Source organism: Dorea sp. AGR2135, assembly GCF_000420885.1.
In the GTDB taxonomy this organism is placed as follows: Bacteria; Bacillota; Clostridia; order Lachnospirales; family Lachnospiraceae; genus Dorea; species Dorea formicigenerans.
This window is the reverse complement of the sequence record NZ_ATVU01000043.1, coordinates 1-19,784: the sequence shown is the minus strand read 5'-3', so window position 1 is coordinate 19,784 and position 19,784 is coordinate 1. Positions and strand designations below refer to the sequence as shown.

Annotated in this window: 16 protein-coding genes; 11 read left to right on the top strand and 5 right to left on the bottom strand. The window is 39.8% G+C overall.

Annotated elements, in window-relative coordinates:
• The 9 genes from grdD to G593_RS0116830 form a co-directional block, all read left to right on the top strand.
• Positions 1-799, top strand: a 799-nt coding sequence (gene grdD, locus G593_RS0116880) for a glycine/sarcosine/betaine reductase complex component C subunit alpha (RefSeq protein WP_029732440.1), incomplete at its 5' end; no start/stop codon positions are given.
• A 227-nt stretch (positions 800-1,026) separates the two neighbouring features.
• The gene (locus tag G593_RS0116875) at positions 1,027-1,416 is read left to right on the top strand and encodes a GrdX family protein (RefSeq protein WP_005342399.1); all 390 of its coding nucleotides are present in this window, start codon (positions 1,027-1,029) and stop codon (positions 1,414-1,416) included.
• Positions 1,417-1,452: 36 nt separating this feature from the next.
• Positions 1,453-2,181: a TetR/AcrR family transcriptional regulator gene (locus G593_RS0116870; RefSeq protein WP_021840542.1), complete on the top strand. Its 729-nt coding sequence runs from the start codon at positions 1,453-1,455 to the stop codon at positions 2,179-2,181.
• Positions 2,182-2,501: 320 nt separating this feature from the next.
• Positions 2,502-3,788, top strand: a complete 1,287-nt coding sequence (gene grdG / locus G593_RS0116865; protein WP_005342393.1) for a sarcosine reductase complex component B subunit alpha — start codon at positions 2,502-2,504, stop codon at positions 3,786-3,788.
• An 18-nt stretch (positions 3,789-3,806) separates the two neighbouring features.
• Positions 3,807-5,126, top strand: coding sequence for a sarcosine reductase complex component B subunit beta (gene grdF / locus G593_RS0116860; protein WP_081646585.1), 1,320 nt, complete (start codon positions 3,807-3,809; stop codon positions 5,124-5,126).
• A gap of 91 nt (positions 5,127-5,217) precedes the next feature.
• Positions 5,218-6,363: a YkvI family membrane protein gene (locus G593_RS0116850; protein ID WP_005342391.1), complete on the top strand. Its 1,146-nt coding sequence runs from the start codon at positions 5,218-5,220 to the stop codon at positions 6,361-6,363.
• 283 nt (positions 6,364-6,646) lie between these two features.
• Positions 6,647-7,972, top strand: coding sequence for a glycine/sarcosine/betaine reductase component B subunit (locus G593_RS0116845; protein ID WP_005342390.1), 1,326 nt, complete (start codon positions 6,647-6,649; stop codon positions 7,970-7,972).
• Positions 7,973-7,986: 14 nt separating this feature from the next.
• Positions 7,987-9,291 carry a betaine reductase selenoprotein B gene (gene grdH / locus G593_RS0116840; protein WP_081472207.1) on the top strand — a complete coding sequence of 435 codons (1,305 nt, stop codon included), beginning with the start codon at positions 7,987-7,989 and terminating at the stop codon, positions 9,289-9,291.
• A gap of 90 nt (positions 9,292-9,381) precedes the next feature.
• The gene (locus G593_RS0116830) at positions 9,382-10,878 is read left to right on the top strand and encodes a BCCT family transporter (protein WP_029732437.1); all 1,497 of its coding nucleotides are present in this window, start codon (positions 9,382-9,384) and stop codon (positions 10,876-10,878) included.
• Positions 10,879-11,050: 172 nt separating this feature from the next.
• Here G593_RS0116830 and G593_RS0116825 read toward each other — a convergent pair whose 3' ends face one another.
• Both G593_RS0116825 and G593_RS0116820 read right to left on the bottom strand, forming a co-directional pair.
• Positions 11,051-11,734, bottom strand: coding sequence for a TetR/AcrR family transcriptional regulator (locus tag G593_RS0116825; protein ID WP_005330167.1), 684 nt, complete (start codon positions 11,732-11,734; stop codon positions 11,051-11,053).
• Between the two features lie 220 nt (positions 11,735-11,954).
• Complete coding sequence (locus tag G593_RS0116820; RefSeq protein ID WP_005342385.1) at positions 11,955-13,001, bottom strand: ABC transporter substrate-binding protein; 1,047 nt, start codon at positions 12,999-13,001, stop codon at positions 11,955-11,957.
• Between the two features lie 293 nt (positions 13,002-13,294).
• Between G593_RS0116820 and G593_RS0116815 the strand changes: the two genes are divergently transcribed.
• Entirely contained in the window at positions 13,295-14,185 is an 891-nt protein-coding gene (locus G593_RS0116815; protein ID WP_005342384.1) for an NAD(P)-dependent oxidoreductase, read from the top strand.
• A gap of 211 nt (positions 14,186-14,396) precedes the next feature.
• Positions 14,397-16,040 carry a class I adenylate-forming enzyme family protein gene (locus G593_RS0116810; protein WP_005331377.1) on the top strand — a complete coding sequence of 548 codons (1,644 nt, stop codon included), beginning with the start codon at positions 14,397-14,399 and terminating at the stop codon, positions 16,038-16,040.
• Between the two features lie 114 nt (positions 16,041-16,154).
• On the opposite strand, the gene G593_RS0116805 is transcribed toward G593_RS0116810, so the two are convergent.
• From G593_RS0116805 to G593_RS21625, 3 genes are all read right to left on the bottom strand, one after another.
• On the bottom strand, positions 16,155-17,768 hold the full coding sequence (locus tag G593_RS0116805) for a CTP synthase (protein ID WP_005342383.1): 1,614 nt from the start codon (positions 17,766-17,768) through the stop codon (positions 16,155-16,157).
• Between the two features lie 108 nt (positions 17,769-17,876).
• The gene (locus G593_RS0116800) at positions 17,877-19,346 is read right to left on the bottom strand and encodes a DUF1846 domain-containing protein (protein WP_005339724.1); all 1,470 of its coding nucleotides are present in this window, start codon (positions 19,344-19,346) and stop codon (positions 17,877-17,879) included.
• Between the two features lie 213 nt (positions 19,347-19,559).
• A partial coding sequence (locus G593_RS21625; protein WP_155961859.1) for an IS66 family transposase occupies positions 19,560-19,784 on the bottom strand: 225 nt, incomplete at its 5' end.

Genomic DNA, 19,784 nt, shown 5'->3' with positions numbered 1-19,784 from the left:
GGGAAGAGAGATGTTCGTAGCAAATACAACAGGAACATCCAGTGCAGATCGTATCGAAGGTATGATCAAGAACACAATCTACGGAATCATTGCAGCAAAAACATGTGGAATTGCTAATCCAACAGTCGGAATCCTGAATGTAGACGGAGCACGTCAGACAGAGAAAGCTCTCAAAGAGCTTCAGGAGAACGGATATGATATCACATTCGCAGAGTCTGCAAGAGCAGACGGCGGATGCGTCATGAGAGGAAATGACGTACTTCAGGGAACACCGGATATCATGGTAACAGATTCCCTGACAGGAAACATCATGGTAAAAATGCTTTCATCCGCAGCAACAGGCGGAAGCTTTGAAGCAACTGGATACGGATACGGACCAGGAATCGGCGAAGGATATGAGCAGTTAGTCATGATCGTATCAAGAGCCAGTGGAGCACCTGTTATTGCAGGAGCGATTCGTTATGCGGCACAGCTTGTAAGAAACAAAGTATTTGAGGTAGCAAAAGCAGAATTTGCAGCAGCAAAGAAAGCAGGCTTAAAAGAGATCCTGGATGCAAGAAAAGCAGCAGCAAAACCGGCTGCAGCAGAGGAGGATGTAAAAGAGCCGCCGAAGGAGATCGTAACAGCACAGATCGCAGGAATCGAAGTAATGGATCTTGAGGATGCCGTAAAAGCATTATGGAAGATCAATATTTATGCAGAGAGCGGAATGGGTTGTACAGGACCGATCATTCGTGTATCAGATGCAAACCTTGAGAAAGCTCATGAAGAGCTTAAGAAAGCCGGATACATTAACTAATTATAGTGAGAGGTCATATAGTTGGCAGCAACTTGAAAACAAGGAGAAAGCTTGGAGAAATCCGAGCTTTCTCTTTACTATAAAGATAGTAGCTGAATCGTATTTACAAAATGAATTAATGACAGAATATTTGCGAAAAAAGATAAAATATGATAAACTTGTGGTAAACCATACTATATAAAAACGCATCTGAGTGAAATGAGATGTTAAGAAGGGAGACGGCAATCATGTGGGAGCTGGAAAAAGCAATATTGGTAACGAATAACGACAGAGTGTATGAGAAGTATAAGGATCAGATGAAAGTGATTCTTCTTGATGGGTATGAAGACGTTCTGATTAAGGTGAGAGATCTTGTCTATGATAAGCATGTGCTTCTGACACATCCGCAGGCATCCAGCCTGAAACCGAATCAGACACCATATCGATCGGTAGTTGTATATCCGAAGGGTGAAGAGGATAATATAAAAGATATCATGCTGATCGACAAATGCATTCAGGTTTATCAGGAGTGGCAGGATATCGCACCAAGTCCAAAGAGTTATCAGGAAAAGGTGGCGAATGATTTTAAGACAATCGATTTATCGGTGATTGACAATATTATTCCAAGAATTAGTTAGAAAAAGCAGGTAAGAAAAAGAATAGGCGGTGGAGCGATGCTGGATAATAAAGAAACAACACAGAATTACTTCAAAGGTTTAACGAGAAAAGATTATATTGAAAGAGTATGTAAAATTATGGAGAAAGATGGGGCTGAAGATCTTTCTATTCGTAGAATCGCGAAGGAGCTGGGCTGTTCGTCAGCTGCATTATACCGTTATTTTAACAGCAAGTCGGAACTGATGTATTATGTCAGCCTGAATACGCTGGAGGGATATATTATCCGCTTGAATCAGGCGGAAAAAACCTGGAGAGGAGTATGGGATATCTATGTGGGTGTATGGTACTGCTACAGTCAGGAGGCTTTCCGACATCCAAAAGATTATAATAGACTGTTTTTTGAACATACGAATGAATATCTGGGTGGAGCTATGAAAGAATTCTATCAGATGTTTCCTCAAAACATTAATGAGGCAAACCAATTCTTTTCAGAGATGCTTGGAACAGCAGATTTCTGGGGACGTGATTTTGAAATGTGTAAAAAATGCATGAAAGCAGGGGCAATTTCTGAGGAGAATGCGCTTATTTTAAATCGCATGTCCTGTATTTTGTATAAAGGATATTTTAAAGGAGTGATGGATGACGGGATTGAAGAAGATGAAATCGAAGAAAGAGTTCGTTTATTTATAGATGATCTCGATATAATCGTTAAGTCACTTGCGTCAGAATTGCAGGGATATGACGGATATTTTAAACAAAAACGCGAAAAGAATGATAAAAAATAGGCAATCTGCACAAAAATATTTATAGATATTTTGTATTAATGACGATATTTATAAAAGGGGGTTGCGCATTTAAAAAATGTGTGTATAATTAGAACTATCAAAAGCAATTACTTACATGAAAAAAGTTATCACGATTACATTTTTTGAAAGTAAACATAAAAAGCAAAAAAGATATTTTTTTACTTATATGTTATCATGATTACATTCCGCGCGCTTGAGGAATTTGTAAAAGAAAAATTGCCAGCTTTCGGAAATGAAAAACGTGATTATATTTTAAGTGTTAAGTTATCGCGATTACAAATCATAAGGAGGGAATTTGTATGAAACTAGAACTCGGCAAATTTGAGATCAAGGACATCCAGTTTGCAGACAAATCATATGTGGAAAATCACGTATTGTATGTAAACAAAGAAGAGGTGGAAGCACTTGTATTGGAGGACGACAAGCTGATCGGATGCCATTTGGAAATTGCAAAACCTGGTGAGGCAACAAGAATCACACCTGTTAAGGATGTCATTGAACCACGTGTGAAAGTGAGCGGCGGAGAGATTTTCCCAGGAATTATCGGAAAGGTATCACCACAGGTTGGATCTGGAAGAACACATGCTTTAGATGGCTGCTGTGTAGTTACAGTCGGAAGAATCGTTGGATTCCAGGAAGGTGTTATTGATATGAGCGGACCGGCTGCAGATTATTGCCCATTTTCAAAAACATATAACCTGTGCGTAGTCATTGAACCACAGGATGGATTAGAAACTCATGTATATGAGAAAGCAGGACGTATGGCAGGATTGAAAGTAGCTACATATCTTGGAGAGCTTGTAAGAAATCTTGAGCCAGATGTAATTGAGACATATGAGACAAAACCAGTATTTGAGCAGGCAGCACAGTATCCGGATCTGCCAAAGGTAGGATACATACATATGCTTCAGTCACAGGGACTTCTGCATGACACATATTATTATGGTGTAGATGCAAAACAGATCGTTCCGACATTCATGTATCCAACAGAGATTATGGATGGAGCAATCGTATCTGGTAACTGTGTGGCTCCATGTGATAAAGTTACAACATATCATCATTTCCACAATCCGGTTATTGATGAATGCTACAAACATCATGGAAAAGACATTAACTTTATGGGAGTTATCCTTACAAATGAGAATGTATTCCTTGCTGATAAAGAGAGACATTCCGATATGGTTGCAAAATTCTGTGAATGGCTGCAGTTAGACGGAGTTCTGATTACAGAGGAAGGCTATGGTAACCCGGATACAGACCTTATGATGAACTGTAAAAAGGTTGAGAGAGCAGGTACAAAGGTTTGCCTGATCACAGATGAGTTCCCAGGAAAAGATGGTAAATCAGCATCTCTGGCAGATACATGTGAAGAGGCAACAGCACTTGCATCATGTGGACAGGGAAATGCAACACTGATGTTCCCAGCTATGGATAGAGTAATTGGAACTCAGGAATTTATTGAAAGCCAGATTGGTGGATGGGCTGGATGTATCAACGAAGACGGATCTTTCGAGGCAGAGCTTCAGATTATCATCGCATCTACAATCGCAAATGGATTTAACAAACTGGCTGCAAGAGGATACTAAGAAGGGGGATTCAGAGTTATGGCAAAATATAAAATCGTTCATTATCTTAATCAGTTCTTCGGTGGAATTGGTGGAGAAGATAAAGCAGACTTCCAGCCGGAAGTAAGAGAAGAAATTATAGGACCTGGTATGGCACTGAATGACGGACTGGGCGATGATTATGAGATTGTTGCAACAGTTATCTGTGGTGACAACTATTTTGGAGAAAATCTTGATAAAGCAACAGATACCATCATTGAGATGGTAAAGAAATACGAGCCAGATATCTTTGTTGCAGGACCTGCATTTAATGCTGGACGTTATGGTGTTGCTTGCGGTACAATTTGTAAAGCGGTTGAAGAGCGACTCGGTATTCCGGTACTCTCTGGTATGTATGAAGAGAACCCTGGAGCTGATATGTTTAAACAGGATGTAATCCTTGTAAAGACAGGTAACTCTGCTGCAACTATGAAAAAAGCAGTTCCGCAGTTTGTAACATTGATTAAGAAACTGGCTACAGGTGAGGAGATTCTTGGACCATCAATCGAAGGATATCTTGAGCGTGGTATCCGTGTGAACTATTTCGCAGAAGAAAGAGGAGCAACTCGTGGTCTTAAGATGCTGCTTAAGAAGATGGCAGGAGAGCCATTTGAGACAGATCTTCCAATGCCGAAATTCGATCGTGTAGAGCCAGGAAAAGCAATTGAAGATCTTAGTAAAGCGAAGATTGCAATCGTTACATCTGGTGGTATTGTACCAGTTGGTAATCCGGATCATATCGAGTCCTCCAATGCAACAAAATTTGGATGGTATACAATGGAAGGCATGGACAGAATGTCTAAAGATGACTATATGACAATCCATGGTGGTTATGACAGACAGTTCGTACTGGAAGATCCGAACCTTGTAATCCCACTTGATGCACTTCGTAAATTACAGAAAGAAGGCGTATTTGGAGAATTATATCCTTATTTTGCAAGTACAACCGGAACTGGAACAGCTACGAATTCTGCAGCCAAATTTGGTGATGAAATTGGTAAAAAATTAGTTGAAGAGCATGTAGATGCAGTTCTTCTTGTCAGCACTTGAGGTACCTGTACACGTTGCGGTGCAACGATGGTTAAAGGTATTGAAAAATACGGTATCCCAGTAGTTCATCTGTGTACAGTTGTTCCGATTTCCAGAACAATCGGTGCGAATAGAATTATCCCGGCTGTTGGTATTCCTTATCCACTTGGAGATCCAACTGAGGGTGAGGAAGAGTCCTACAAGATTCGTGAGAAACTTGTAAGAAGAGCATTCAAGGCTCTTCAGACTCCGATAACAGAGCAGACTGTTTTTGAAAAAGATGAGTGGTAAGTCATTGACATAAGTATACATTGAGCAATTACCGGCTTATATGCCGGTAAATTGCTCATAAGAAAAGAAATGAATGAAAAGGGGGCACATTATGGGTAGTGCGGAAAAGGTGAGTTGGAAACGAGTACTGATACTTGCGGGAGCAATCATTGCATTTACAATTGGATCCGGTTTTGCAACAGGTCAGGAAATCATTCAATATTATACAGCATATGGAGTAAAAGGATTACTTGTAATTTTGGTATTCCTGGTAGCTTTCCTTTATTACAATTTTAACTTTGCAAAAGCAGGTGCAGAGCAGAAGTTTGAAAAAGGAAATGATGTATACAAACATTTTTGTGGAAAGTATGTAGGAACTTTCTGTGATTATTACTCCACATTATTCTGTTACATGTCCTTCTTCGTTATGGTAGGAGGAGCATCCTCTACACTTCATCAGGAATATGGACTTCCGGCATGGGTAGGAGGAGTCGTTCTGACAGCACTGGCAGTGCTTACAGTTGTAGGTGGACTGAACTCCATGGTTGATGCCATCGGTGCTGTAGGACCGGTAATCGTAGTGCTTTGTATTGCCATTGGAGTTCTTACATTAATTCGTGATGGCGGTGATGTTGGAGCTGGATTGGATATTATTAAAAATGCAGCTTACGAAGGCGCAGCGAATGGGGAAACAATTAAGAGTGCAGGATCCAACTGGCTTGTTTCTGGTTTATCATATGCCGGTTTCGTGCTCCTGTGGTTCGCAAGCTTTACAGCAGCACTTGGTTCTAATAATAAGAAAAAAGAATTAAATTATGGTATTATCGGCGGAACAGTTGCAGTTTGTGTGGCAATTGCAGTAGTAATGTTCGCACAGGTTTCAAACATTAATACTCCGATGATTGGAAGTAGTGATACATTTGTATGGAATGCAGATATCCCAAATCTGATTCTTGCAGCTAAGATCTGGAAGCCATTCTCCGCTATCTTTGCAATTATTGTATTTGCAGGTATTTATACAACAGCGGTTCCACTCCTTTATAATCCAGCTTCTAGATTTGCAAAAGAGGGAACATCACAGTTCAAGATTCTCACTATTGTTCTTGGAGTTCTCGGTTTAATTGTAGGATTATTCCTTCCATTCAGAGTCTTGGTTAATATTATCTATGTATTAAATGGATATGTTGGAGCAGTTTTAATTCTCTTTATGATTTACAAGAACATCAAAGATCTGATGAATAAAAAGAAAGCAAATTAATATAGGAATTGTCGATAATAGGGGCGCTGAGAAATCAGCGCCCCCTTTGTTGCCTGGAATTAAAAAGTGATTGACCACAGAGAGATTAAAGAATATTTAGAGAAAATGAATAGAATAAGTCAATAATTAACTGTGAATTATAGAAAAAATCTAACAAAACGATTGACAATAAGCACGCTTACTGTTATAATCTTAACATAACCAATAAATAAGCGCGCTTATCAAAAATGTATCAATGCCATTCATAGAGCCTATCTATGAATCAGAAAAGGAGGACAATCACATGAGACTGGAGATTGGCAATTTCTATGTTAAGGATATCAAGTTTGGCGACAAGTTATCCTTTGATGACGGAGTGCTTACAATTAATAAAGAAAAAGCACTTGATTTTATCCGTGAAGATGAGAGAATCACGGAGGCAGATCTTTATATTGCAAAACCTGGAGATAAGATCCGTATGTGTCCGGTAAAGGAAGCAATCGAGCCTAGAGTAAGATTGGATGGAAGAGGACTTTTCCCTGGATATACAAGTGAACTTGCAAAGGCAGGAGATGGAGTTTTACATGCATTAAAGAACTGCAGCGTACTCGTAGTCGGAAAACACTGGGGAGGTTTCCAGGATGGATTGATCGACATGAGTGGTGAAGGGCAGAAATATACATACTTCGGTTATTTGAACAATATTGTACTCGTAGCAGATACGAATGAGGATTTTGAGAAGCATGAGCAACAGAAGAAGAATGATGCACTTAGAAGAGCAGGACATAAACTTGCAGAGTTCATCGGACAGTGTGTAAAAGAACTGACACCGGAAGACACAGAAGTTTATGATCTTGAGGCGATGATCAAACGTAGTCCGGAGATTGAAAAGCTTCCATCTGTTGTATATGTTATGCAGCCACAGTCTCAGATGGAAAATCTGGGATACAATGATCTGGCATATGGCTGGGATATGAACCGTATGCTTCCAACAGTAATGCATCCAAATGAGGTACTGGATGGCGCTATCGTATCTGGAAGTTTCATGCCTGTATCATCAAAATGGTCAACATACGACTTCCAGAACACACCGAATATCAAGGCTCTTTACAGAGAGCATGGTAAGACAATTAATTTCCTCGGAGTAATTATGTCAAACCTGAATGTAGCTTTGGATCAGAAAGAACGTGCTGCACTTTATGTAGCACAGATTGCAAAGACACTCGGAGCAGATGGTGCGGTCGTCGCAGAAGAAGGTTATGGCAACCCGGATGCCGACTTTGTAGGATGTCTTGTTGCGCTTGAGGATGCCGGTGTTAAGACAATTGGAGTTACCAATGAATGTACAGGACGTAATGGTACATCTCAGCCACTTGTAACACTGGATGAGAAGTGTGATGCAATTGTATCCTGTGGAAATGTATCTGAATTAATTGAATTGCCTCCAATGGAAACAGTACTTGGAGAACTTCAGTCGTTAGCAAGAGACGGTCTGTCCGGTGGCTGGGCTGGAGATGAGATCTTAGGACCTTCAGTAAGAGAAGATGGATCCGTTATTATGGAGAATAACTCAATGTTCTGTGGTGATCAGGTAGTTGGATGGTCCCCGAAGACAATGAAAGAATTCTAAGGAGGGCAATAGCGATGAAAAAAGCAATCTTATATATTAATCAGTTTTTTGGTCAGATTGGTGGAGAAGAAAAAGCTGGTATTGAACCAGAAATCCACGAAGGTCAGATTGGACCAGCAATGCAGTTTGAAAAAGAGTTAAATGCAGAAGTTACCCATACAATTATCTGTGGTGACAACTATATTGGTACCAATACTGACGCTGCAGTTGCAACAATTCTCGGAATGCTTGAAGATAAAGAGTTTGATATTTTCCTTGCAGGGCCAGCATTTCAGGCAGGACGTTATACCGTTGCATGTGGAACAATCTGCAAGGCAGTAAAAGAAAAATTTGGTGTACCTGTTGTAACGTCTATGAACGAGGAGACGCCAGGTGTAGATATGTTTAAAAAAGATATGTATATCTTAAAAGGCGGTAATATTGCTTCAAAGATGAGACAGGATGTAAAAGCAATGGCAAAAGTTGCCAACAAGCTTCTTGCTGGTGAGCCGGTCGGCTCCGCGGATGAAGAAGGATATTTCCCGAGAGGCATCCGTCATCAGGTATGGCTTTCAGATGGAAAACCGGCATATGAGCGTATGGTAGATATGCTTGTTAAAAAATTAAATGGACAGCCATTTGAGACAGAGCTTCCGATTCCGAAACTTGATCGAGTACCAATTGCTCCTGCTATCAAGGATTTGTCAAAAGCAAGAATCGCACTTCTGAATACAGGAGGTATTGTACCTGTAGATAATCCGGATCATATTCAGTCAGCATCTGCAACACGTTGGGGACGTTATGATGTGTCAAATATGGAACGGTTAAAAGGCGGAGAGTTCAAGACAATTCATGCTGGATTTGACCCTGCAGCAGCAGACGCAGATCCAAACGTTATTACTCCGATTGATGCACTGAAGGTATTAGAAAAAGAGGGAGTTTATGGAAGCCTCCATCCATATTTCTATACAACAGTCGGAACAGGAACAACTGAGGCAGAGGCTGCCAGAATGGCAAAAGAAATCATTCCATATCTTCAGGAAGATCATGTTGATGGTGTTATCATGGTTAGTACTTGAGGTACCTGTACACGTTGCGGTGCAACGATGGTAAAAGAGGTTGAGAAGGCTGGATTCCCAATCGTACAGATGTGTAATCTGGTGCCTGTAGCTAAGACAGTAGGAGCTAATAGAATCGTACCTACAATTTCTATTCCTTATCCACTTGGAGACCCTGATACTCCGAAGGAAGAGCAGTGGAAATTACGTTATCACAGAACAAAGGTTGCTCTGGAGGCTCTGGCAACAGATATTAAAGAGCAGACAGTATTTAAAGTATGATAACTGTTCGATGATTTAGAGTGAACGGGCAGATGGTTATGCATCTGCCCACTACTATATCTGGCTTAGTTTGATGAAGGAGAATTGAATATGGGAGAAAAGAAAGGTAAGAATACAGTTTTTTATGTATCACTGATTATCGTCGGCATTATAGCAGTCTGGTCAGTTGCATTTAATGATAGTTTTACGGTAGTAGCTAATGCGGCATTTAAAGTTTTGACCACAGATTTTGGATGGTTATATCTGATTTCTATGATTATATTCTTTGGCTTTATTGTATATTTTGCATTTGGAAAATATGGAAAAATTCGTTTAGGAAGCGATGATTCCAGACCGGAATACAGTAATATAACATGGTTCGGACTTCTATTTGGATGTGGAATGGGAGTTGGTCTTGTATTCTGGGGAGTAGCTGAGCCGCTTACTTATTATCTGAATCCGCCAGATGGAATTGAAGCAGCATCTCAGGCATCTGCAAACTTTGCATTTGAGAATTTCTTTATGCACTGGGGAATTCTTCCATGGGCAAACTATGCAGTTATCGGTCTTGCACTTGCATACTTTATGTTCCGTAAGAACAAAAAAGGTCTGTTAAGTGTGATGCTTGAACCGTTAATTGGTGAGAAGCTTGCAAATGGATGGCTTGGCAAGGTTGTTGATATTCTTGGTGTATTTGCGACAGTTGCAGGAGTTGTAACATCTCTTGGACTTGGAACATTGCAGATTAATGCCGGATTTAATTATTTATTTGGTGTCCCAATCAATTTAGTAGTAGAAATTATTATTATTATAATTGTATCATTTCTTTATATTGGATCCGCAGTATCCGGGCTGGATAAAGGAATTAAGATTATTTCTAATACAAACCTTTATGTTGCAATCGGACTTTTGGCAGTATGCTTTATAGTGGGACCAAAAGTAGAGACTTTGAATGCATTTGTAAATGGTATGGGTCAGTATATCGGTAATTTTATTCCAACTGCACTTAAGATTAATTCTTATAGTGACAACAGTTGGTTCGGAAGCTGGAGACTGTTTTACTGGGCATGGTTCATTGCATGGGCACCGTTCGTTGGAGTATTTGTAGCACGTATCTCTAAAGGACGGACTATTCGAGAATTTGTACTTGGTGTAGTACTTGTACCAACAATTGCTTCCTGTATTTGGGGTGCAGTATTTGGTAACCTTGGTATCAACCTTGGAGAAAAAGGTCTTATGGCGATTGAAAAGCTCCAGGAAGCGGTAGCAACACCGGAGGTTGGACTTTTCGTAGTGCTTGGACAATATCCGCTTGGATTTATTTTATCACTGGTAGCCTTGGTATCCTTGTGTGCATTCTTTGTAACATCTGCAAATTCAGGAGTTTATGTACTGTCTATGCTGTCAACGGACGGTGCAATCAATCCTTCAAATGGCAGAAAGATTCTCTGGGGAGTTATCCAGTCAGTTATGGCGATCGGACTTCTGATGGCTGGTGGATTGAAACCGCTTCAGACAATCTCACTTGTAGCAGCGTTCTTATTTATTTTTGTAATGCTTGGAACGATTGCAGCATTTATTAAAGTGTTGAAGGAAGAAAAGGCATAGTGAAAATGTTTTTTCAAAATAATTAAATACAAAAAGCTGAAGAAGGAATGTGTGGAGCATTCTTGGATATATCAGGTGAGAAAAAGAGCTGAAGAATTCGAATCCTTCAGCTCTTTTTATTAAACAATTCTGTAAAACGACAATGTTTGTATATAGGTTTTAATAAGTGTTTTTAATCTAAATCAATATTATAGGATGTAAGCGCTCTGCGGATAAACGAAACAGTTGTCGCAGTCGCTTCTTCAATTGTCAAATATTCAGAGTCTTCCCGTAATGTCTCTAACATACCACGATAAAGCATAATATTCATTGTTGCCAGATTGTGAATGTCTGATTCCGGGAGAAAAATATTCTCTTTATTCAAAGAATCAGTCAATGATAAAAATTCACGTTCTGAGAAATTAGCAGATGAAAGCATATTTTTGTAATTTGCAGCATCTTCACTCCAACTTTCAGGAAAAATATCATAATAAGCGTGAAAATAGTAGGAAAAATCCCAGTTCGTATCTGCATGCTTAAAGAATAGCAGCCAGAAAATGTCTGGATGTGAGAAGGAGTGGAGACAGAAGCATTCCCAAATTTTCAGATATCTTTCAAGTGGCCTTGTAACCGGTTCTAAGTAGGCTGGCAGATCCTTAGCATATTGATCCAGATATTTCATAGCTGAAAAAATTCTCAGTTCTTCAAAATCTGAAAAATAATGATAAAGAGTCGCACTGTTATAGCCGGCTTTTTCTGCAGTTTTCCGAATAGACAAGCTGTCGATACCTTCTTCTTCAATGATCTCCAATGCAGCATTGATGAAGTAGCTCATAGTTTGCTGTCTGTACATTTGTTTACGATCTTTTTGTTGCATAAAAAATCCCCCAATAAAAAGTACTAAGACAAGTCTGCCCTAGTCATGGTATTTATTATATATGAAATACACGAAAAAAGCGAGTAAAATTGTTTGAATTAGTGGAAAATAGTAGATGAGATATACTAGATATGTTAACAAAGAAAACGACGAACTCTGCCATGGTTTGCCGTTTCCTTTGCTTAATTAAAGAGTAATAGTGATTCAGATAGTATTGAAATTATTTGGCTGCTTTTTCGGCAAATGTAGTCGTTACCAGTTTATCGTACGGTGCACGTGTGTCAAGTTCTTCTGCGCTTTCCAGAATGTCCTGTAAAAGTTCAAAACTTTTTTTCTCAAATATGAGGTTATCTTTCCATGTGTCCTGTTCATAATAACGGCTCACAATTGTTTCTATTGTATTAAGATTTGTTTCTTTAAACTGAGGTGCAATTGCTTCTGCAATTTCCTTTGGTGTATGTTTCTGTACATAATCCATACCTTTCTGCAATGCATCTGTAAATCCTTGAATTACAGATGCATTCTTCTCGATATAACTTTTCTTTGCTGAAAATGCAGTATAAGGTACATAGCCGCTGTCTGTACCGAGAGAAGCAACTACATATCCCTTTTCCTCTTTTTCCAAATTTGTGGCTCCTGGTTCGAACTCAACTGTAAAATCAGCATTTCCTTCTGCAAATGCTGCTGCTGTAGAGCCAAAATCAATGCTCTGATCTATAATCAGATCTTTCGAAGGATCAATCCCATTTTGCCTTAAAATATACTCAAATACCATTTCTGGCATGCCACCTTTTCGTCCACCAAGTACTTTTTTATCTTTCAAATCAGTCCAATGAAAGTCGGGGATTTCTTCTCTTGCTACCAGAAAATTTCCTGCGCGTTGTGTAAGTTGTGCAAAGTTCACGACATAATCATTGGCTCCTTCATTGTAAGCATAAATTGAAGCTTCAGACCCCATAAATCCAATATCGGCGGTTCCGGATATGACTGCAGTCATGGTCTTATCAGCCCCAAATCCTGTGACCAGGTTGAGATTAATACCTTCTTCTTCAAAATAACCTTTTTCAATAGCAACATACATAGGTGCATAAAAGATAGAATGAGCTACTTCATTAAGTGTTACTGGCGTAAGGTTTTCTTCTTTGTTTGTTTTATCAGTGTTTATAATGGCTGAAGCATGTTTTGTCTCCTTTGTCTGGGAACAGCCAAAGAGAGCTGTCATCGACAATGCAAGAAGTAAAAGAAGTACAGAAATACGTTTTATCATACAGTCCTCCGTTAATAATTTTTTATGTTATATAGTATATTCAGTGTTGTAAAACAGGTGATGCTTTAATGAAGTGTATTTGTAAATTGTAACAGAATCTTAAGCAGTAGTTTGTTTGACAAATGGTGGGGCATAATAGAGAAACATATAATTGACATTATAAAATATATGGCGTATTCTGAATGAAATGGGGAGTATTTGTATGCTCCCACACAGAATACAATTCAGAGGCACAGAAAGAACTTTGAAAGCATTCTTGAATACATGTAAATAGAAGAAACAGGAGAGAGACTATGAAGAAAATCGGATTTATCGGTGTTGGAATCATGGGGAAGTCTATGGTCAAAAATCTTATGAAAGCGGGATTTGAACTACATATATATGCAAGAACAAAGAGTAAAGTGAATGATGTGATAGAGGAAGGTGCTATCTTTCATGAGACGATTGGAGAATGTGTAAGAGCAAGTGAAGCTGTGATTACGATGGTAGGATTTCCTCAGGATGTGGAAGAAGTTTATTTTGATGAAGGAAATATTATGGATCAGGCAGAGAAAGGAATGTATCTGATTGATATGACAACGACCAGTCCGATGATTTCCAAGAAAATATATGAAGAAGGTAAAAAGAAAGGAGTTCATGTTGTAGATGCACCGGTGACCGGAGGTGATACAGGAGCAAAGGCAGGAACACTTTCTATTCTGGTCGGTGGCAACAAGGAAGATTATGAGGCTTGTATGCCGTTATTTGAAGCTATGGGAACGAATATCAATTATCAGGGAGAAGCTGGATGTGGACAGCATGCCAAGATGGTGAATCAGATCATGATTGCCGGAACCATGTCAGGACTTTGTGAGGCACTTAGCTATGCAAAAGCAAAAGATTTGGATTGTGAGACTGTATTAAAATCTGTTGCGACAGGAGCAGCCGGAAGTAAGCAGCTAGATTTCTTTGGAGAGAAGATACTACACGGAGATTATACTCCTGGATTTTTTATGAAACATTTTATTAAGGATATGAAGATTGCTTTGATTGAGGCAAATCAGTGTGAGCTGGATTTGGATGTGCTTAGTCAGACACTTGCAAATTATGAAGTTTTGGAAGCAGAAGGGTATGGGGATCTTGGAACACAAGCGTTGATCAAATATTATGAAGAAGGTTACAATGAAGAAATCATTGAAGACTAAGATGGAAAGATTCAACAGAAATTAGAATGCGGAAACTAAGATGGAAAGATTCTGTGGAAACGTTGACATTTTCCTTGAAATCCGATATCATATACTTTATCGAGTAAAAGCGCTAAAGCGTCAAAGCTATAAAGGATTTTGAAATTTCAGTATGGAAAGAGGATAATTGAAATCATTTGAAGCTTTGTGCCAGAAAGGGGAATAATTAGCAATGCCTATTACGGATATTTTGGAGAAAAATTGTCGCCTGTACGGCGATGACGTCTGTCTGGTAGAGATTAATCCAGAGATGCCAGAGACAAAAAGGAGCACGTGGAAGGAGTATGATTTGATTGAACCATCCCGTGCACCATATTACAGACGCGAAATTACATGGAATGTATTCAATGAGAAAGCAAATCGATTTGCAAATCTGCTTCTGGAACGCGGAGTCCAAAAAGGGGACAAGGTCGGAATCCTTTTGATGAATTGTCTGGAGTGGCTGCCGATTTATTTTGGTATTCTGAAAACGGGAGCTTTGGCAGTACCGCTGAACTTCCGTTATTCAGCCGATGAGATTAAATATTGTGTAGAACTGGCGGATGTAGATATTTTAGTGTTCGGACCGGAATTTATCGGACGTGTGGAGGAGATTGCGGACGATATCGGAAGAGGAAGACTTCTGTATTTTGTAGGCGATGGCTGTCCGGGATTTGCAGAAGATTATACTTCGCATACAGCAAACTGTTCCAGTCAGTCACCAAAGATTGACATTGTAGATGAAGATGATGCAGCAATTTATTTTTCTTCTGGAACAACAGGATTTCCAAAAGCAATTTTGCATAATCATGAATCTCTGATGCATGCTGCACGAGTAGAGCAGAATCATCATGGACAGACAAAGGACGATGTATTTTTATGTATTCCGCCACTTTACCATACAGGGGCTAAGATGCATTGGTTTGGAAGTCTTTTGACAGGTGGAAAGGCAGTCCTTTTGAAAGGAACGAATCCGAAGACAATTCTTCGTGCAGTTTCAGAGGAAAAATGTACTATCGTATGGCTGCTCGTACCGTGGGCACAGGATTTACTTCTTGCAATTGATAACAAAGATGTAGATTTGAAGGATTATGATCTGGAGCAGTGGAGACTTATGCATATCGGTGCGCAGCCGGTACCGCCAAGTCTGATTCGTCACTGGAAGGAATATTTCCCAAATCATAAATATGATACAAACTATGGATTGAGTGAATCTATTGGACCTGGATGTGTGCATCTTGGATTGGATCATATTGATAAAGTCGGTGCGATCGGTAAAGCAGGATTTGGCTGGGAGACAAAGATTATCGATGAGAATGGAAATCTGGTCGCACAGGGCGAAACTGGAGAGCTGGCAGTCAAAGGTCCGGGAGTCATGACTTGCTATTATAAAGATGAAAAAGCAACGGCTGAAGTACTTCATGATGGCTGGTTGTATACTGGAGATATGGCAATGGAAGATGAAGATGGATTTATCTATCTGGTTGACCGTAAGAAAGACGTCATTATCAGTGGCGGAGAGAATATTTATCCGGTACAGATCGAAGATTTTCTTCGTACCAATAATAAAATTCTGGATGTGGCAGTTATCGGACTTCCAGATCATAGACTGGGAGAAATTTCAGCAGCAATTATTGAGTTAAAACCTGGTGTAGAGTGCACAGAGGAAGAAATTGATGAATTCTGCAAGAAACTTCCAAGATACAAGAGACCTCGTAAGCTGATTTTTGCAAAGGTTCCTAGAAATCCTACTGGAAAGATTGAAAAGCCAAAGCTTCGTGAGAAGTATGGTGCAGCACATCTGGTCGCAGCGCAGAATCAGGTAGAGATTAAATAATAAAGAGTGATTTACTAGAAATATAAAAGTTCAGGGAGGGTTTGACTCGGTACAAGTCAACCCCTCCCTATTTTGGAATTGTCTATTTTCCAGCAGTTATATACTGCCAGTGATTTATTTATGCTCTTTTTGATATTCCAGAGATGCTTCAATAAATCCACGGAACAATGGGTGTGGTCTGTTTGGACGGGATTTTAATTCTGGATGAGCCTGGGTCGCGATGAACCAAGGATGATCTGGAATCTCTACCATCTCTACAATACGTCCATCCGGAGAAAGTCCGGATAATAGCATACCATTTTGAGTCAGTACATCGCGGTAATCATTATTTACCTCATAACGATGACGGTGGCGTTCCTGAATTTCTTCAGATCCGTACAGCTTATATGCTTTGGAGTCTTTATTTAAAATACATGGGTAAGAGCCAAGTCTTAATGTTCCACCGATATTTTCTACATCAATTTGTTCTGGCATGATATGAATGACCGGATGTGTAGTATCTGGATTTAATTCAGCGCTGTGAGCATCATTGTATCCAATGACGTCTCTTGCAAATTCAACGATGGATAACTGCATTCCAAGGCAGAGCCCCAGGAATGGAATATTGTGTGTGCGAGCATATTTGATCGCTTCAAGCATACCGTCAATTCCACGATTGCCAAAACCACCTGGAACAAGAATGCCACTGACATCGCCAAGAATTTCATCAACATTATCTGCAGTTACCAGTTCAGAATCTACCCACTTGATATTGACAGTAGCGCGGCTGAAAATTCCACCATGTTTGAGTGCTTCTACAACACTAATATAAGCATCATGAAGCTGTGTGTATTTTCCGACAAGTGCGACGGTTACTTCTGTGTTTGGATTTCGCAGATAGTTCACCATTTCTTTCCAGTCTTTTAAATCTGGTTCCGGACAATTTAAGTGCAAGCATTCGCATACTACCTGAGCCAGATGTTCTTCTTCCATTGCAAGTGGAGCTTCATATAAATATTCAACGTCCAGATTCTGCAATACATGATTTGCAGGAACATTACAAAACAGAGCAAGTTTATCTTTAATTCCTGTTCCAAGTGGATATTCAGAACGACATACAAGGATATCTGGCTGAATTCCCATGCCCTGCAGTTCTTTTACACTAGCTTGTGTTGGTTTAGTTTTCATCTCTTGAGATGCTTTCAGGTATGGAATTAATGTAACATGAATGAGAATTACATTGTCATGTCCTTTTTCATGCTGGAACTGACGGATGGCTTCCAAAAATGGCTGACTTTCGATATCGCCTACAGTTCCTCCGACTTCAATGATTGCTACTTCTGTATTCTCAGCAGCAGGATTGCGATAAAAGCGAGATTTTATTTCGTTAGTAATATGAGGAATAACCTGTACAGTTCCTCCACCGAAATCTCCGCGTCTTTCTTTTTGAAGTACGGACCAGTAGACTTTACCAGTCGTAACGTTGGAATTTTTACCGAGACTTTCATCGATAAAACGCTCATAATGACCAAGATCAAGATCTGTCTCAGTTCCGTCATCAGTTACAAATACTTCGCCATGTTGTACCGGGTTCATAGTACCTGGATCAATGTTGATATAAGGGTCAAATTTCTGCATAGTCACGGTATAACCACGAGCTTTCAGAAGACGACCTAAAGATGCAGCAGTGATTCCTTTTCCAAGTCCTGATACGACACCACCTGTAACAAATACATATTTTACTGCCATAATGTCCTCCTTAGAATGAAAAAATATGTTCAAGCATGTCCCCCAAAAAACATATCTCAAAAAATACTTTAAAAGTATACACCTTTTTTATTAAAAAATACAGAGATTTTAGTCTCTTTTTTCATATTTTGCTTCATAAGTTGCCTGAATAGAAAGGCGCTTTAACTGTTTGATGTCTACAGAGCTTACCATGACGGAAGTATGTGCCTGGCATCCTGCAAGATTCGGAAGCTGTTCTAGTGCTTTCTTTGCAAGTGGATTAGAGGCTGCGCTTACAGAAAGAGCAATAAGAACTTCATCAGTATGAAGGCGTGGATTCTTGTTTCCGAGATACTTTGTCTTTAATGTTTGGATTGGTTCGATGGCTTCCGGTGAAATGACATGGCAGGAATGTTCGATGCCAGCCAGATCTTTCAGGGCATTAAGCAGCATGGCAGCAGTTGCTCCGAGCAGTTTGGAAGTCTTTCCTTTTATAATGCGTCCGTCATGAAGTTCGATAGCAGCAGCAGGACCATTAGTTATTTTCTCGTATTCAAGGGCAGCGTCAACAACTTTGCGGTCATGGATAGTAACACCAGCCTGGTTCATCAACATTTCGATGGTATAGACTTCATTGTCGGAGCACTGACCAAGAAGAAGACGGCGCAGGGATTCGTAATATCTGCGTAAAATTTCCTGTTTGGAAGCTTCGCGGCATGCTTCATCATCACAGATACAGTTTCCGGCCATGTTCACTCCCATGTCTGTTGGTGATTTGTAAGGGCTTTCTCCGTAAATGCGTTGGAAAATTGCATTTAATACAGGAAAAATCTCTACATCACGGTTATAGTTAACGGTTGTCTCGCCATAAGCTTCAAGATGGAATGGATCGATCATATTTACATCGTTCAGATCTGCAGTGGCTGCTTCATAAGCTAAGTTGACCGGATGCTTCAGCGGGATATTCCAGATAGGAAATGTCTCAAACTTGGCATAACCGGCACGGATTCCGCGTTCCAGTTCGTGATAGAGCTGGGAGAGGCAGACAGCCATTTTTCCACTTCCTGGTCCGGGAGCAGTCACAACGACCAGTGGTCTGGAAGTTTCAATGTAATCATTTTTTCCATAACCGTTTTCACTTACAATGACCGGAATGTTGGTCGGATATCCTGCAATCAAGTAGTGGCAGTATACACGGATGCCCATTTTCTCCAAGCGGGCTTTAAATAAGGAAGCACTTTCCTGGTTACTGTATTTTGTAATAACAACACTGCCGACATAGAGTCCGCGATCACGGTAAATGTTCATCAGGCGGAGGACATCAGAATCATAAGTGATTCCAAGATCTCCACGGATTTTGTTGCGCTCGATGTCTTCGGCGCTGATCACGATGATAATTTCTGCCTGATCGGAAAGCTTGTCCAGCATACGGAGCTTACTGTCAGGTTGAAATCCAGGCAGTACACGGGAAGCGTGATAATCGTCAAATAATTTGCCTCCAAATTCCAGATAGAGCTTATTGTCAAACTGACTGATTCGCTCTTTAATGTGGGCAGACTGCATCTGCAGATACTTGTCATTGTCAAAACCAATTTTCATAATGAATAAATCCTCTCTTGTCCTCTGTATTATATTATGAGTTCTATCGTTCATATGCCGGAACTGTTCTGAAATATACAGAAAAATTCAGGCATGAAAAACCACAGAAAAAGTATACTACATATTATGGTTAGTTTACAATCTTTTCATAATGTTTTTATTGATTTCTAGTAACAGTTCAGCCTTCCGACTGACCCAACACCCCTACCCCGGCTAAAAAATAGCCGGGGTTCCAACAAAAAGTTTCTTTAAATTTTCTATTAATCCGAGATTTCTTCTTTTTAACGTTTCTACAATAGTGAGAATCGAACAATACATTTCGTTTCCACTTTCTTTTCTAAAACCACCAGACATCTTCTGCCGATTTTTCACTTTTCGCAAATCCCTTTCGCTCATATTATTGTCAAAAGGGACTGAAAAATCGTACATAAATAAAAG